Source organism: Enterococcus raffinosus (assembly GCF_019175485.1).
GTDB lineage: Bacteria > Bacillota > Bacilli > Lactobacillales > Enterococcaceae > Enterococcus_A > Enterococcus_A raffinosus.
Genome location: NZ_CP072888.1, coordinates 2,385,872 through 2,401,875 on the forward strand (window position 1 = coordinate 2,385,872; position 16,004 = coordinate 2,401,875).

Sequence of the window (16,004 nt, forward strand, 5' to 3'; positions counted from 1 at the left end):
GATCCGCCTTTTTGTGATTCAGCTATAGACTGATTAACCGATAGGTCAAACAGGCCACGTAGCATTCATAACTTTCGGAAAAACGCATGACATTGTAGCCTAGCGCCTCACTGATTTTTTTGATTCGATATTTCACTGTATTTTTATGGATAAATAATTGTTCACTGCAAACTTGAAAATCCGCCCCAGCATCCAATAAAAAGCTGCACAACGTCATAAGCTGTTCTTTATTATCCATGATCGGAGCCAGCACACTGAGTGTCTCTTCCACTTCTGCCTCGCCAGCTTGAATCAGCTGGCTGGCGTGGGCGACTTGCCGAATTTCGCTGATAGAAAAACTCTTCTTTCCGTGAAACAGCCGTGGAAGCTGCAAAGCCACCCTATTGACCAATTGATACGTCATTCGTACATCCGTAGTATTCCGCAGCCGCGGACATAAGACGATGCTATCGATCATTTCCTGATAGGGACTGGTTTGCAGATAAGCTTCTCCTAGCTCAAGCTCAGAATCATTGTGGCAGTAGTTTCCCAATAAAACAATTAATTGATCATCCATCAATTGTGCCACACAGGTCTTATAATATTTCGACGCATAGGTCAGAATATCTTCTTTTAATTTTTTTTCTTCCCTAAGATCATTCAATTGCAACAGCCACATCAAACCAATACCCTTAACGTCAATCTTCAAATGATTGGCTAAGCGATACATCTTCTCACTTTCATCATTTAAAATGGCCTGTACTAACGCATATTCACTGACTTCTCCGTGCTTTTTGCCCCAGAGGTTCATTGCCACCTGCAGCAGCTCCACTGATTGCGCACATTCTGCTTCTGTCAGGAGGTCATGCTCCTTCAAAAGATAAAAGCGCAGCATCCCATTTTCTTTGTGGTACAGCTCTTTATAAAAGATGGCGAAATCATTTTTCTGAACCTGCTGACCATCATCCACCACAACACGACGCAGCAGCCGCTCTAAATCAACAGAGGAATTCCGCGGCCATTTGATTTGATTAATGACTTCATTGTCAGGGTTTGTCAAAATAATATTGGTCCGCAGAAGATCGGAAAGCAGCTTCAATGTCACCTCTACTGTACGCAAATGCTCCGGTAATAAGGAAATTTTCTCCAAAACCTCATTTACGATATTTTCTGTTGGACGCTCTTTTAAAATTCGAGCCATCACTTCTACGATGACTTCACTGTAGCGAATCTGATTTTGATTTTTTGGCATCTGGATAATCACAAAATCCAGTTCCTCCGCTGTTTTTATTACTTCCGGCGAGAGCCTCGGAACAACGATTCCTACATAATAAAGAATAATTCCCAGCTCGCCCATTTTATGTAACCGACAAATTGTCTCACACTGTTTTGCTATGTCGTCTTTGATGTCAAAAAAAGATGTCAGCATCAACTCTCCTGAATGGTATTCATTGGTTTCAAGTAGATCCGCACAGTCATTCATATCCGAAATATCCAAGAAAGACAAAGATGTGACTGTCTGATTTAAACAATTTGACCCACTCATTAATTGAGCATCACGCAAAGAAGGTAAACCCAACAGCTCTTTTAATTTTGCACCCAAATTTTCCCCTCCTTAAAATTTTCACATCAAATTTTATTTTTCTTCTAACCTTAGCAGATTCACTTTTCCTTGTCTATCCATTTTTCTTCAAAAAAGTCAGATTATTTCTTAAATAATTAAAAAAAGAGATGAACAGACGTCCATCTCCATTTATCTTATTTAATCGCTGTATCGGATTCGACGATTTTCCCGACGATGCCGTAGTCTTTTGCTTCTTCGGCTGAAAGCCAGAAATTACGATCAGTATCCTTTTCGATCTGTTCCAATGTTTGACCCGTTGCTTTGGCGATCAGTTTATTGACACGTTTACGCATACGTAAAATTTCTTTAGCTTCGATTTGAATTTCAGTCGACTGCCCCTGAACACCACCAGCAGGCTGATGAATCATGTAACGGGTATTGGGTAAGCTATAGCGGTTTTTCTTGTCCGCCGCCAAATAAATGGTGATCCCTGCACTGGCAACCCAGCCGGTTCCGATCATTTTTACTTTTGGTTTGATAAAGCGGATCACGTCATGAATCGTATCTCCAGATTCTACATGACCACCTTGGCTGTTGATGAACATTGTAATCGGCTCATCATTGATGGCAGATAAATACAGTAGTTGTTCTGTCACTGTCTTCGCCAATTCTTGAGTAATCTCTCCGTAAATCAAAATTGTCCGTTGATTCAATAGTTTTAACAGCATTGGATTTTTTTCTTCCATTTTTTCAGTTGCTTCTTCGGCAAATAATTCGTTCATATAAAGTACCTCCTCGATGTCTAATCGTTTCTCGTGATTCTAGTATAGCCAAAAAGTGGGAGAAATGATAGAAAGAGCAACTATTCCGACTTGTTTTGTCACAATAATGCTCATTTTCCCCGATCAGTTATGGTACACTCTCTCCTAGAAACGGTTTTTAGTGGCACTATTTTATTTTTTGTGGGATGATAAATCGTATTTTATGAATAGAAGGGGGATTTTCGTGACCTATCGAAATAAGCCTCCATCATCAGCTGCTCCTTTGAGATAATTTATACAAGGATGTCCGTTCTGCTTTTCACAGTCAGCTATGTGTGTATGCCATTTCTCTTTTTACTTTTAGGTGAGCAGTATGCAGACTATTTAGCAGAATGATCTACGTGTTGAGAATCTGACTCATTTTGCGAGTTCCACTCCAGACTTTAGTATGGAGTGGAATCGTATGCGAAACGATGATAAGAGCATTTTTCACGATTTATGAAAAATGAATACATTTATACGAAATAGGAGCAACTTACATGATTGAGGAAAAGAAAAGCTTTATCTCATGGCCTGTGCTTGCCATGATGTCATTTGTTACAGTCATCGGATTTGATGATATTATTTACAACTTTGCCAATCAAGGGTTAGGGGTTATTACTTCATGGATTATTTTACTGCTATTATATGTGATTCCTTATTCTTTAATGGTTGGGCAGCTAGGATCGGTTTTTAATCATGAGGGTGGCGGTTTAACCTCTTGGGTACGAGGAACTAGCGGGGATCGGTTAGGTTATTTTACGGCTTGGACCTATTGGGCCGCATCAATTCCTTACGTCGTTGATACCGCTAATGCTGTAGTGGTGGGCTTTGGTTGGCTCGTCAACGGAAATGATTCAATGGAAGATAAAATGTCCAACTCCATGTTTGCTTTATTGACCTTCTGTGTCTTTTTAGCTTTTATTTTCCTGCAGCGTCATTTTAAGAAATCTTTAGAGGTACTAAGCACCTTAGGCGGTGGTGCTATGTTCATCATGGCTATTCTGTTTGTTTTTATGACCTTTGCTTCATTATTTATGCCAAATGGTCACATTGAAACACAGCCAATGAACCTTGGAGCGGTCATTCCGAAATTTGACCTTCATTATTTGACAACGATCGGGTTACTGATCTATGCGATTAATGGTGCAGAGCTGGTCGCCCCTTTCGTCACACGGATGCGCAAGCCGCAAAAGGATTTCCCTAAAGCAATGATTATGTTGACGGTTATGACGATTTTCTTAACAGTCTTTGGTTCCTTCTCTTTAGGCGTCTTTTTCAACGCCCATCATTTGCCAAATAATTTAAAGATGAACGGCTCTTACTACGCATTCCAACGTTTGGGAGAATTTTTCCATCTAGGAAATACCTTGATGTATGTTTTTGCTGTTACTCAAATTATTTATATGTGCGCGCTTTTAGCTGTTCTGTTAGATGCAATGACTCGCATGCTGATCTCAGATACCGGCAAACAATTCATGCCGAAGAAGCTGACGAAGCTAAATGATGACGGCTTACCTATCAATGGCTATATCTTAACAACTGCCTTGAGTGCCTTTATCTTGCTATTAGGCGTTTTTCTACCTGAGATGAACGATATTTTCAATTGGCTATTGAACCTCAACGGGATCATTTCGCCAGGTGTTACTTGTTGGATTTTCTACGCCTTCATTAGAATTCGTTTAGACAGCCGCAAGTTCCAATCAGATTATGTCTTTATCAAAAATGATCGCATGGCCGTATTTGTTGGCGGTTGGTGTTTGGTTGTCACCGTTATCGCTACTTTGTTCGGTGTTCTGCCGCAGGATGCGCCTTACGGTTCCAGCTTATTCTGGCACGAATTGATTATTAACATCGTCGGTATTGCCGTATTGATTGGTTTAGGCTTCATTATGCCTGGCTTAGCTAAACGCGAACGAGAAAAAGAAGCGTAGCTGCATGTTGCTTTGCTTACAGACTGGTTTTCAGGTTCCTTATTGAATCTGTCAGCCAGTCTATTTCTATTCCTATTCAAAAAGATATCTACTCGTGGTAAGATGATTTCTAAATAACGTGTCATTATTCTTTCATCGAAATCATAGAAACGGGTGAGTGTTATGTTGTTGTTGGGGTCATTGGTGAACTGTCTCGCGATTATGGCGGGAAGCTTTTCTGGTATCGTTCTGAGAAATATCACAGAACAGACAAAGGATACCGTAACAAAGGGGATTTCCCTAGGGGTCGTTGCTTTGGCAATTCAAATGTCGCTACAGGCCAGCTCTTTTATTGTCATCATTATCAGTATCTGTCTGGGTGGGATGATTGGAGAATTTTTGAAGATTGAAGACTCCATGACTCGTCTCGGTTTATTTTTAGAAAATCGCTTCGCACGAGGAAATAGTAATTTCGCGGAAGGCTTCGTCACGGCTACTTTAATCTACGTGATTGGATCAATGGGGATCATTGGGGCTATCGAAAGCGGGGTTACGGGAAGTCATCAGACATTGTTCACAAAAGCTGTAATGGATGGTTTCATGTCGATTATGCTGACAGCCTCTTTAGGAATTGGGGTTCTTTTCTCTGCCTTTCCAGTGTTGATCTATCAAGGAGCCATTACAATCTTCGCGAGTGTGATCGTCCGCTATTTGCCAAAGGAGCTGCTAGATAGTTTGATGAACGAGATCAGCGCTATCGGCGGCTTGATGATCTTAGCGATTGGCTTGAATGTCATGAAGCTTACTAAAATTCGCGTCTCCAATTATTTACCGGGTATCTTGGTTTTGATCGGGATCATGGTCGTCCAATATTATTATTTTTAAAGGATCTCTCGCTTAATAAGCAGATAAAGGAGCCGTTTGACCGCTCCTTATCTGCTTATTCTTTTGGCTAAATAATATTTTGTAGTCCCAATCATAGGTACATCGTCCAATTTGCCAAATATTTCGTAGCCCAGCTTCAAGTAAAAATCTAATGCCTGATATGCTTTCGTCGTCAACGTAATGGTCGTTACCTTTTCTCGCCGTGCTTGCTCCTCCATCACCCGTATCAACTTCGAACCCACACCTAATTGTTGATACGCCTCGTCTACGCCAAGCAACGAAATATGCAGTGTATCATATTGCCGTTTGCCAACGATTCCGCCGGCTAATTGCCCATCGATCCATGCACCAAATGCGAGGATTTTCTCATCAGCTTCTGGGACCTTATCTGTAAACCGTCTTTTGTGCTGCTGATCAAATAACTCTTCTAAAAAAGGCGTCAACGTCGTTCTTTCACTTTGCTCAATCTTCACGAATTTTCTCCTAGCTTCCCTTTTATCGTAGTAAGGGTTATTTTAGCATGACTCTGACTAAAGCAAAAAGACAAAAATGAAACGAAAATGATAATTAAAAAAAAGTACATTAGAAATCTGTAAAGTAAATTATTTCTTTCTATTTCTTCTCTATACTTATAAGAAGGAATGTAAGCGTTATCTTTTGTGTTTGTGAATAATCGCACCAAAAAAGAAGGGAAGAAAAACAAATGTCTGATAAAAAGATTCGCTGGTTCACGGTCTCAATGATTGCTTTTAGTATGGTTTGGGGATTTGGCAATGTGGTCAACAACTATGCGCAGCAGGGAATCTCCGTAGTCGTTTCATGGATTCTGATCATGCTCCTCTACTTTATTCCTTACGCGTTGATTGTTGGACAGTTAGGCTCTACCTTCAAAACAAGTTCTGGCGGGGTTAGTTCCTGGGTCAAGGAAACCACTGGAAAAAGAAAAATTGCCTATTACGCTGCATGGACATATTGGGTGGTTCATATTACCTACTTAGCGCAAAAACCACAATCTGTTTTAATTGCCCTTGGTTGGGTCTTTAAAGGAAACGGTCGCGTCGCTACGGATATGAGTGTCCAAACGGTTGCTATTATCTCATTTATTATTTTCTTGATTTTCTTATTTCTTTCTACTAAAGGACTGACGACGCTGAAAGTTATCGGAAGCGTTGCAGGTTCAGGGATGCTGATTATGTCGATTCTGTTCATCATTTTAGCCGTGGCTGTCCCAACGATAGATCCTTCCTTCAAGATGGCTACACCAGATATGGGTGATGTAAAAACATATATTCCCGATTTCAACCTAAACTATTTCGCCACGATCTCCATGCTGGTCTTTGCAGTAGGCGGCGCAGAAAAAATTTCTCCTTACGTAAATTCGATTGATCGACCTACCAAGAACTTTCCGAAGGCCATGATCTTTATGGCAACCATGATCGGCTTGAGCGCCGTACTCGGCTCAGTCGCTATGGGGATGCTATTTGACAGCAACAATATTCCAGATGATCTGATGGCCAATGGTGCCTACAGCGCGTTTCAAATCTTAGGTCGCCACTTAGGCGTGGGCAATCTCTTAATGATCATCTATGGATTGGCGCAAACAGCCGTTCAATCCTCCGCTCTAGCCTTCTCAATTGATGCGCCGCTGAAAATTTTGCTTTCAGATGCAGATCCTGAGTATGTTCCTCAGTGGCTGCGGAAGAAAAATCAAAAAGGCACCCTAGTGAATGGCTATTTACTGACTGGAATCCTTGTGAGTATCATTATCATTTTGCCGATTTTTGGGATCAAGAGTATGAGCATCTTGGTTCAATGGCTGACGAACCTGAATTCCATCGTAATGCCGATGCGCTATATTTGGGTCTTCTTCGCTTACATGATGCTGAATGCTCAATACAAAAAATTCCATTCAGAATACAAATTTATTAAGAATCCAAAACTTGGTTTCATCGTAGGTTTCTGGTGCTTTGCCTTTACTATCCTCGCCTGCATCTTAGGCATGCTGCCGAAGGTTGATTATGCAGTAGATCCGCAATCTTGGATATTCCAGTTAATCTCTAACATTGTCACACCGATTGTCCTGATTTTACTGGGAATGATCCTGCCAATGATTGCTAAACGGGAACAACAATCGATCAATGAATAAATCAAGAAGCTCTGGATGAATTTAGTTGTGCTTTCATCTAGGGCTTCAGTTTGTTGACTTTATTTAATAGGGTTCCTGCCTTTTAAATTCCTATTTGAGAGGTGTATACTTAGGAAATGTATGAAGAAGGATGGGAGCTATGTCGAATTATTTGGATGAATTGGCAGCATTTTGGGATAATTTCGCAGAAGATTATGAAGCTATTCAGCAAGAATCGCTGTTCCCGATTGCTGAAGATTTACGGGACTTTTTACTAGAAGAAAAAATCATTCCCTGCGAAACCTTTTTAGATCTTGCTGGTGGAACAGGACGCTATCTAGCGACGATTCAAAGAGAGGTAAAGGAGTATCATTTACTGGATATCTCTCAAAAAATGCTATCAATCGCAGCAAAAAAAGCTAACGGCAATGTCCAACTGATCAACCAAGCACAAGAAACCTTTTTATCTCAACATAAGCAACGCTATAATGTGGTCTTTTCAGCAATGAACCCTGCTTTGGAAACAAAACAAGATTTATTGGCTGTTTGCCAAGCCAGCAAGGATTGGTGTCTGATCTTGCGTGTAGTAAAAGACGAAGATCACCTCTTCTCACCTTATGAAGGGCAGCAGAAGGAACTATTATTAAATGAACGGTATAAGACTTTTCTGACTGAATGGAAGATTCCTTATCAAACAAAACGTTTTGTCTATACGAAGAAGGAAGAGATTAGTCGGGATTTCTTTCAAGAGTATTTTGAAGAGGAATTCTCGAAAGTCGCGTTAGCTAAAATTATCGAAAAAAACTTTGCTAACAACGAAAAAGCAACAAATCGACAATTTCTTGATTTTGAATTAATTTATTTTCATGTGCCAAAGACTTATAATAAGAACGGATTTTAACAATTGAGGAGGCTCTCCAATGGAAGACAAGACATTTCAACGAATTAAAGAATTAACCGAGCTTCAAGGAACTAGCGGTTTTGAAGAAGACATCCGCAGCTACATGCGTGATGCGATTACGCCACTAGTCGATGAAGTACAGCAAGATGGCTTAGGCGGAATTTTCGGCTTGCGTCAGTCCGACGACAGTAAACCACGTGTCATGGTGGCGGCCCATATGGATGAAGTCGGCTTTATGCTCACAGAGATTACACCCCGCGGACTATTCAAGGTAGTCCCTTTAGGTGGTTGGAATCCCTACGTCGTTTCGGCCCAGCGTTTTACCTTAAAAACCAGTAAAGGCAATTATCCATGCATCTCCTCTTCTGTGCCGCCACATTTATTGCGTGGAACAAACGGACAAGGACAAATTAAAGTTGAAGATATCCTTTTCGATGCGGGCTTTGAATCAAAGGATGAAGCGTTAGCTTTTGGTGTTTTACCTGGAGACACCATCGTTCCTCAAACAGAAACGGTGAAAACAGCAAACGGCAAAAATATAATCAGCAAGGCTTGGGATAACCGCTATGGTTGTACAGTCATATTAGAAGCGTTGGAAGCCTTGCAAAAGGAATCATTGGATTACACCTTGATCGCTGGGGCAAATGTTCAAGAAGAAGTTGGTTTACGTGGCGCAAAGCCAGCGGTAACTAAATTCCAGCCAGATTTATTCTTCGCGGTAGATTGTTCGGCTGCGGACGATTTAGTCACCACTAACGGAACGTTTGGTCATTTAGGTGAAGGGACCCTCTTGCGGATCCAAGATCCTGGTATGATCTTACTTCCTCGATTGCGGGAATATTTATTAGACACCGCCGAAACACACAATATCCCCTACCAATACTTTGTTTCTAAAGGTGGAACGGACGCAGGAGCCGCTCATACTGCAAACGAAGGGATTCCAAGTACAGTGATTGGTGTTTGCGGCCGCTATATCCATACCCATCAAACAATGTTCAGCATAGCGGATTTTGATGCTGCTAGAGAAATGCTGATCCAAGTATTAAAGGGCTTAGACGAAAGTACAATCAAAACCATTATTGCTGGAAAATAGTCCCTTAAGAAAAATTAAATAACTTTATTAAATCCAGACTAATAAAGGGTTTTCTGACTTAATAGATGATTAAGTTGACTAGGACCAGCATTTTTCTTGCAATCAAAAATTATTTCCGTTAAGATTTAAACATATTAATAACTCCTTAGGGGAGTAACCGGCAACGTCGTTGTTGTGATATCAACAGTAAGTTAACCAGTAATGGTTTTCTGGTATCGTATGAAATGGTGAGACCTAAGACAAGTTTAAACACTTGCCTTGGGTCTCTTTTTTTGTCAGTTTTTCTTTACGCTTTCGCGTAGTTAGGAAAATGACAGCAATGGCGTGCCGAGTGAAGTGAAACAAAAATTATTGGAGGATATAAATTGACAAAACACGCGTATCAACAAGAAACAGACAAATTAATGACGGACTTGAAGACTGCACCAGAAGGTTTAAGTCAAGCAGAAGCCCAACAGCGGCTACAAGAAAATGGTCCGAATCAGTTAAAAGAGGCAAAGAAAAAATCTTCGCTGACTTTATTTTTAGAAACCTTTAAAGACGCAATGGTAATCGTTCTGTTGATCGTTGCTGTGGTACAGATGATCATGGGCGCTCATGTAGAGTCAATTGTCATCTTTGCGGTCTTGCTGCTAAACTCAATCGTAAGCGTCATTCAAACGAAAAAGGCTGAAGGTTCATTGGACGCCTTAAAAAAACTTTCTGCTCCAGATGCCAGTGTTCTCCGAGGGGGGCAAGAGCAAAGTATTCCCGCTAAAGAAATCGTGACTGGTGATATCGTCATCTTAGAAGCAGGCGATTATGTACCAGCCGACGGTCGTTTACTTGAAGCGGGTTCGCTAAAGGTTGATGAAGGAATGCTGACTGGGGAATCCACACCAGCGGAAAAAGAAATCACTACGTTAAGTAATCAAGTCCCCATCGGTGATCGAATCAACATGGTTTTTAGCGGAACGATTGTCACCTACGGACGCGGAAAATTTTTAGTAACTTCGACTGGTAGTGAAACTGAGATCGGTCAAGTCGCTGGTTTATTAGAATCGACTACAGAACAAAAGACCCCTCTTCAGCGTGGACTGGATCGTTTCAGCAAGAAATTAAGTATTGCTATTCTAGTTCTATCGTTAGTAATCCTTGGGGTTCAGCTCCTGCAAGTTTTCTTAGATGGTTCAACCGATATGACACAAGATATCGTCAACGCCTTTATGTTTGCTGTAGCTGTTGCTGTAGCTGCCATTCCTGAAGCGTTACAATCGATTGTTACCATTGTACTTTCCTTAGGAACGAAGAAAATGGCGAAACAGCATGCGATTATCCGCAAGCTGCCAGCAGTAGAAACATTAGGCTCAACCAGTATTATTTGTACAGATAAAACAGGAACACTTACACAAAACAAAATGACAGTTGTGGACCATTTCTTAGCCGATGGACAAAGTGGTGAATTTTCAAAAGATCCGAAGCAGTGGGAAGCAGACGAACAACGCTTGATTGAAATCAGTGTGTTAGCCAATGATGCAACGATTAGCGAAGATGGCACCAAATTAGGCGATCCTACAGAGATTGCTTTAATAGATTACAGTGAGCAGCAAAATCAATCCTATCGGGAATTACGAAAAAAATATCCCCGTGAAGCCGAGCTGCCCTTCGATTCTGATCGGAAATTAATGTCCACACTCCACACGATCGATCAGCAAAAGATCATGGTAACTAAAGGTGGACCAGATATCGTTTTTGAACGCAGCTCGAAAGTTTTACTCGATGGTCAAGTCGTCGATTTTACAGCTGACTTAAAAAGCCGTTTCCAGAAGCAAAATGAAGCCTTTTCTGAACGTGCATTACGTGTTTTAGCCTTTGCTTATAAAGAAGTAGCATCTGATTCATTAACGCTAAATGACGAAGAAAATCTTGTCTTAGTCGGTTTACTAGCAATGATCGACCCGCCACGGGAAGAAGTTTTCCAAGCGGTGGCAGATGCGAACTCTGCGGGAATTCAAACCGTGATGATTACAGGCGATCACAAAACAACCGCTGTTGCAATCGCAAAAGAGATTGGAATCTTCCAACCAGGAGACCTTGCACTGACTGGTGCTGAATTAGATCAGTTAAGTGAGCAAGAGCTAGCTGATCAATTGGAACAAATAACGGTTTATGCGCGTGTTTCACCAGAGAATAAAATCAGAATTGTTCGTGCTTGGCAGGACAAAGGGAAAATTTCTGCTATGACTGGTGACGGTGTCAATGACGCCCCTGCTCTAAAGCAAGCAGATATTGGTATTGCCATGGGTACGGGAACCGATGTAGCTAAAGATGCCTCAGCGATGGTCCTAACTGACGACAACTTCGCCTCAATCATCAAGGCAGTCGAAGTTGGACGAAACGTTTTTGACAATATCAAGAAAGCTGTCGCTTATCTATTTGCTGGTAATTTAGGTGCGATCATCGCCATCATCTTTGCACTAGCGATCGGTTGGGCAAATCCATTTACAGCCTTACAGCTGCTCTTTATTAACCTAGTCAACGACTCACTGCCGGCAATCGCCTTAGGTATGGAAAAAGCAGAACCAACGATAATGAAACGACAGCCTCGTGATCCAAACAGTGGGATCTTTACCGGTAAAACATTAGTCTCAGTCACTTACAGAGGAATCCTAATCGCTTTAGCTGTCATTGCTGCCCAATGGATTGGAAATCAGCAGTCTGCAGAAATGGGTGTCGCGATGGCCTTCTCTACCCTGATCTTAAGTCGGACACTGCAAACCTTTGCGGCACGTTCAAACACACAAACTTCCTTACAAGTTGGTTTGTTCTCCAATAAAATGGTTCTACTTGCTATTCTTGTCTGTGCCGGACTATTCAGTCTGACATTATTGCCGGGCTTGCGTGAAGTCTTCGCTATTCCAACTGCCTTCGCTTTGAAGGAAATTGGTTTAGCCCTCGCCTTAGCTACTTCAGCAGTTCTATTAATGGAGATTACTAAGTTGATTATAGTTAAAGTCCAAGAACCTAAAACAAAGACACAATTAAACAATTGCTAAATTCACATAAAAAGGCAGTGCCCAAAGTTGGCACTGCCTCTTTCATATTATAAAAACTGTTGCAAATAACGCTGAATTCGTGGATGATCACTTTCAAAGAATGCCTGACTGCTGCCATCGAAAGTAACTGCTCCTTCTTCTAAAAAGACAATCCGATCAGCCACTTTGCGGGCGAATTCCAAATGATGCGTCACAACAATTTGTCCATTGCCTGATTCTGCTAAATCTTTAATAACCTGTAAAACTTCTTGTGCCAACTCAGGATCTAAAGCACTGGTCGGTTCATCGTAAAGCATAAATTCTGGCTCCATCGCTAATGCTCGCGCAATCGCTACCCGCTGCATCTGTCCACCAGATAATTGTTTTGGGTGTTCCGCCGCTTTATCCAGCAGACCAACTTTAGTCAGCAGCTGTTCTGCTTGTTTTCTTGCTTGATCCTTCGAAACCTTCTTTACTTGAGTAGGCCCCTCCATGACGTTTTGAATTACCGTCAAATGAGGAAAAAGATTGTATGCCTGAAAAACAATACTAAAATGTCCACGGTATTCTTTTAATTGTCGAAAAGACAGATTTTGTGGGAAAGTCAGATTATCCTGATCAATTTTTATGCTGCCGCTATCGGGCGTCTCTAATAAATCAATTGAACGCAGCAGTGTACTTTTTCCTGAGCCTGAGGGACCTAGGATAACCGTAGTTTCCCCTGGCTGAAAGGACAAATCAATGTCTTTCAAGACTTGATTGTTATCAAAACTTTTATTTAGTTTTTCGATTGTTAACATCTTTTTCCTCCTTAATAGACCATCCGTTTTTCAAGTACAGATTGTAAATAATTCAAGAAGGTACAAAAAATTAAATAATACAAAGCCACCATACTGTAAAGCAATAAAGGCTCATAAGTCCGAGCAGCGATCCGCTGTGCTGTCATGAAGATTTCAACAATAGTGATACTAGCCGCTAAAGAAGTATCTTTAACAAGACTCACAAAATTGTTCGATAACGGCGGCAATGCAATCTTAAACGCCTGGGGAGCAATGATTCGATGTAAAATTTGCCAACGACTCATCCCTAATGATGCTGCAGATTCGTATTGCCCTTGAGGAATGGCCAGTAAAGCGGAACGAATGTTTTCAGAAGCATACGCGCCAGTATTTAGTGAAAAAGTTAAAATCGCAGCTGTCCATGCATCCATTTGGACTCCTACTGAAGGAAGTCCAAAAAAGACAATGAATAATTGGACCAGCAGCGGAGTTCCGCGGAAGATCCAAACATAGAGAAAGAAAATGCCATTTAAGAAGCGATTTTTTGAAATCCGGGCTAAGGCTGTAATCAGTGCCAAGACCATCCCAAAAGCAAATGAAATCAGCGTTAACGGAATCGTCATCTTTAGCAATGCCCAAAATAGCGGCAACGCAGAGCTTTGAATAATATCAATTGTTCGTTCCATTCTACTTAGTCCTTTCCATTACTTAGAAATATCTTTCTTGAAATATTTTTCTGATAGTTTAGTCAATGTCCCATCTGCTTCTAGTTCTTTGATTGCTTTATCCACTTTCTTCGCTAACTCTTCATCGCCTTTATGGAACATCGCAGCTACTTCTGTCGCTTCATCTGAAGTTTTCACGATCTTGATTGGCGCATCTGGTTTTTGATTTAAATAATCATAATAGGTCACGTCATCATTCAGCGTCGCATCTGCTCGATTATCCACTACTAATTCAACTGCTTTACTGAAGCCATCGACGCTTGAAATTTCTGCGCCAAGGTCTTCCGCCATTTGCGCATAATTGCTAGTTAATGACTGAGCCGATGTCTTTCCTTTCAAATCAGCAAAATCCTTAATCTCATTGTTATCTTTATTGACGATTAACGCTGGATGAGAAACAGAATAAGGCGTACTGAACAAGTATTTTTCCTTACGTTCAGGAGTGATCGCTACTTGATTAAAGACCACGTCTGTCTTTTTCGCATCAAAGGCTGCCAGCATGGAATCCCATGGTGCTTCAACAAACTTGATTTTATAATCGATCTTTTTAGCAACCGCCTTTGCGACATCGACATCATAACCAGTCAGCTTATCATTGTCATCACGAAAAGAGAACGGTGAATAGGTTCCTTCCGTCCCTACTCTCAGGACATTTTTTGAACTTGCTTCGCCGCTATCCTTAGACTGGCATCCAGCTAAAAATAGAACCCCCACGACGAGTAAACTAGCAACTGCTATAATTGATTTTTTCATTTTTTCTCAATTCCCTTCTAGTTATTTTTTGGCCTTTTCTGTGGTTATATTAGTAAAAGCCTGTGCTAAATCATTTTGTAAATCGGAGATATCTTCAATGCCGACGGAGAAGCGGATCAATCCATCTTTGATTCCCGCTGCTTCCCGTTTCTCCTTTGGAATCGATGCATGGGTCATAACAGCTGGAACCTCAATTAGGCTTTCAACACCACCTAAACTTTCCGCTAGAGTGATCACTTTTAATGACTCAACAAATTCTGCTGATTTACTTTCATCCACTAGCTCGAAGGCCACCATACCACCAAATCCTCGCATTTGCTTCGCAGCAACTTTATGGCCACCATGACTAACAAGTCCAGGATAGTAAACAGTCGCTACATCCGGATGGTTTGCTAAGTATTCTGCGATGGTTCCCGCATTTCTTTGATGTGCTTCCATCCTTACCCCAAGAGTTTTGATTCCCCGTTGCAGTAACCAGCTATCTTGCGGGCCTAATACTCCACCTATAGAGTTTTGATAGAATCCAATTTTTTCAGCAAGTATCTCATCGTTTGTGGTTGCTAGTCCGGCAACCAGATCACTATGTCCGCCCAAGTATTTAGTCCCACTATGCAAGACAATGTCTGCGCCTAAAGCTAATGGTTGTTGCAAATAAGGGGTCGCGAAAGTATTATCCACGATTGTTAGTAAATTATGGGATTTTGCCCAATCGGTACTTTTCTTCAAATCAACAATTTTCAATAAGGGATTGCTTGGTGTTTCCAAATAGAGAGCCTTCGTTTTCTCGGTAAATGCCGCTTCAAGATGTGAAAGCTCACGACTATCCACCATGGTATAACTCAGCCCTAACGGCTTAAAGACCTTCTCCAATAAGCGGAAAGTTCCTCCGTAAACATCATCACCTAGGATTAAGTGATCTCCAGGTTGAAAGATAGACAATGTCGCATGAATGGCAGCTAAACCTGACCCAAAAGCAAAGCCCTTTACGCCACCTTCTAATTCAGCAATTAACTCTTCTAATGCGAAACGAGTAGGATTGCCTGAACGGGAGTACTCAAAATCTCCCGGTTGCCCTAATTTTTTTTGTCGATACGTTGAGGTCTGATAAATTGGTACACTGACCGCTCCTGTCAATGGATCTTCGCTGATTCCTCCGTGGATCAATTTGGTTGATAAATGCATATTAATTCCTCCTGTAAGTTTGTTTTCTGCGTTCATCTGCCAAGCAACAACACATTTTGCTTCCCCCTATCTCGAATTTTGCGTACAAAAAAAGAGGTGCAAGCTATTAAAGCTGCACCTCTTAGATTCGTCAAAATTTAGAAGTTTCCTTCATTTTCAAACGAGTTCAGAACAGTTAATAGACATGACAAATTCGTATGCTGCTTTTTTGCACCATACAACAACATGCTGATTCAACTGCTTGAAGATTACGTTTCGAAATGTTGTTTGCCATATGTCCTGACCTCCTTA

Annotated in this window: 13 protein-coding genes; 6 read left to right on the forward strand and 7 right to left on the reverse strand. The window is 41.2% G+C overall.

Going from position 1 to position 16,004, the window contains the following annotated elements; all coding sequences use genetic code 11:
* Positions 1-22: 22 nt before the first annotated feature.
* Complete coding sequence (locus J9537_RS11675) at positions 23-1,582, reverse strand: PucR family transcriptional regulator (protein ID WP_010745584.1); 1,560 nt, start codon at positions 1,580-1,582, stop codon at positions 23-25.
* A gap of 155 nt (positions 1,583-1,737) precedes the next feature.
* Positions 1,738-2,325: an ATP-dependent Clp protease proteolytic subunit gene (locus J9537_RS11680; protein WP_010745583.1), complete on the reverse strand. Its 588-nt coding sequence runs from the start codon at positions 2,323-2,325 to the stop codon at positions 1,738-1,740.
* A gap of 518 nt (positions 2,326-2,843) precedes the next feature.
* Here J9537_RS11680 and J9537_RS11685 point away from each other — a divergent pair.
* Positions 2,844-4,277, forward strand: coding sequence for an APC family permease (locus J9537_RS11685; protein WP_010745582.1), 1,434 nt, complete (start codon positions 2,844-2,846; stop codon positions 4,275-4,277).
* Positions 4,278-4,439: 162 nt separating this feature from the next.
* Positions 4,440-5,141, forward strand: a complete 702-nt coding sequence (locus J9537_RS11690; protein ID WP_028020526.1) for a DUF554 domain-containing protein — start codon at positions 4,440-4,442, stop codon at positions 5,139-5,141.
* A 47-nt stretch (positions 5,142-5,188) separates the two neighbouring features.
* Here J9537_RS11690 and J9537_RS11695 read toward each other — a convergent pair whose 3' ends face one another.
* Positions 5,189-5,614, reverse strand: coding sequence for a GNAT family N-acetyltransferase (locus J9537_RS11695; protein ID WP_010745580.1), 426 nt, complete (start codon positions 5,612-5,614; stop codon positions 5,189-5,191).
* A 230-nt stretch (positions 5,615-5,844) separates the two neighbouring features.
* Between J9537_RS11695 and J9537_RS11700 the strand changes: the two genes are divergently transcribed.
* The 4 genes from J9537_RS11700 (at position 5,845) to J9537_RS11715 (ending at position 12,295) form a co-directional block, all read left to right on the forward strand.
* Positions 5,845-7,287 carry an amino acid permease gene (locus tag J9537_RS11700; RefSeq protein ID WP_010745579.1) on the forward strand — a complete coding sequence of 481 codons (1,443 nt, stop codon included), beginning with the start codon at positions 5,845-5,847 and terminating at the stop codon, positions 7,285-7,287.
* A 139-nt stretch (positions 7,288-7,426) separates the two neighbouring features.
* A complete protein-coding gene (locus J9537_RS11705; RefSeq protein WP_010745578.1) occupies positions 7,427-8,167 on the forward strand; it encodes a methyltransferase domain-containing protein in 741 nt (246 codons plus the stop codon).
* Positions 8,168-8,186: 19 nt separating this feature from the next.
* A complete protein-coding gene (pepA, locus tag J9537_RS11710; protein ID WP_010745577.1) occupies positions 8,187-9,260 on the forward strand; it encodes a glutamyl aminopeptidase in 1,074 nt (357 codons plus the stop codon).
* 365 nt (positions 9,261-9,625) lie between these two features.
* Positions 9,626-12,295, forward strand: coding sequence for a cation-translocating P-type ATPase (locus J9537_RS11715; protein ID WP_010745576.1), 2,670 nt, complete (start codon positions 9,626-9,628; stop codon positions 12,293-12,295).
* A gap of 47 nt (positions 12,296-12,342) precedes the next feature.
* Here the strand turns inward: J9537_RS11715 and J9537_RS11720 are convergent, their stop codons facing one another.
* Genes J9537_RS11720 through J9537_RS11735 form a run of 4 tightly spaced genes read right to left on the reverse strand, consistent with a single transcriptional unit; the run spans position 12,343 to position 15,713 of the window.
* A complete protein-coding gene (locus tag J9537_RS11720) occupies positions 12,343-13,074 on the reverse strand; it encodes an amino acid ABC transporter ATP-binding protein (RefSeq protein ID WP_010745575.1) in 732 nt (243 codons plus the stop codon).
* 11 nt (positions 13,075-13,085) lie between these two features.
* Positions 13,086-13,739, reverse strand: coding sequence for an amino acid ABC transporter permease (locus J9537_RS11725; protein ID WP_010745574.1), 654 nt, complete (start codon positions 13,737-13,739; stop codon positions 13,086-13,088).
* A gap of 18 nt (positions 13,740-13,757) precedes the next feature.
* Positions 13,758-14,531: an amino acid ABC transporter substrate-binding protein gene (locus J9537_RS11730; RefSeq protein ID WP_010745573.1), complete on the reverse strand. Its 774-nt coding sequence runs from the start codon at positions 14,529-14,531 to the stop codon at positions 13,758-13,760.
* A 21-nt stretch (positions 14,532-14,552) separates the two neighbouring features.
* Positions 14,553-15,713 (reverse strand): cystathionine gamma-synthase, encoded by a 1,161-nt coding sequence (locus J9537_RS11735; RefSeq protein WP_010745572.1) that lies wholly within the window; start codon positions 15,711-15,713, stop codon positions 14,553-14,555.
* Between the last annotated feature and the right edge of the window lie 291 nt (positions 15,714-16,004).

Bases quoted from the DNA above. Each gene is read 5' to 3' on its own strand.
- J9537_RS11685 (WP_010745582.1), top strand. From the start codon at position 2,844: ATGATTGAGGAAAAGAAAAGCTTTATCTCATGGCCTGTGCTTGCCATG.
- J9537_RS11690 (WP_028020526.1), top strand. From the start codon at position 4,440: ATGTTGTTGTTGGGGTCATTGGTGAACTGTCTCGCGATTATGGCGGGA.
- J9537_RS11730 (WP_010745573.1), bottom strand. From the start codon at position 14,531: ATGAAAAAATCAATTATAGCAGTTGCTAGTTTACTCGTCGTGGGGGTT.
- J9537_RS11680 (WP_010745583.1), bottom strand. From the start codon at position 2,325: ATGAACGAATTATTTGCCGAAGAAGCAACTGAAAAAATGGAAGAAAAA.
- J9537_RS11725 (WP_010745574.1), bottom strand. From the start codon at position 13,739: ATGGAACGAACAATTGATATTATTCAAAGCTCTGCGTTGCCGCTATTT.
- pepA (WP_010745577.1), top strand. From the start codon at position 8,187: ATGGAAGACAAGACATTTCAACGAATTAAAGAATTAACCGAGCTTCAA.
- J9537_RS11705 (WP_010745578.1), top strand. From the start codon at position 7,427: ATGTCGAATTATTTGGATGAATTGGCAGCATTTTGGGATAATTTCGCA.
- J9537_RS11720 (WP_010745575.1), bottom strand. From the start codon at position 13,074: ATGTTAACAATCGAAAAACTAAATAAAAGTTTTGATAACAATCAAGTC.
- J9537_RS11700 (WP_010745579.1), top strand. From the start codon at position 5,845: ATGTCTGATAAAAAGATTCGCTGGTTCACGGTCTCAATGATTGCTTTT.
- J9537_RS11735 (WP_010745572.1), bottom strand. From the start codon at position 15,713: ATGCATTTATCAACCAAATTGATCCACGGAGGAATCAGCGAAGATCCA.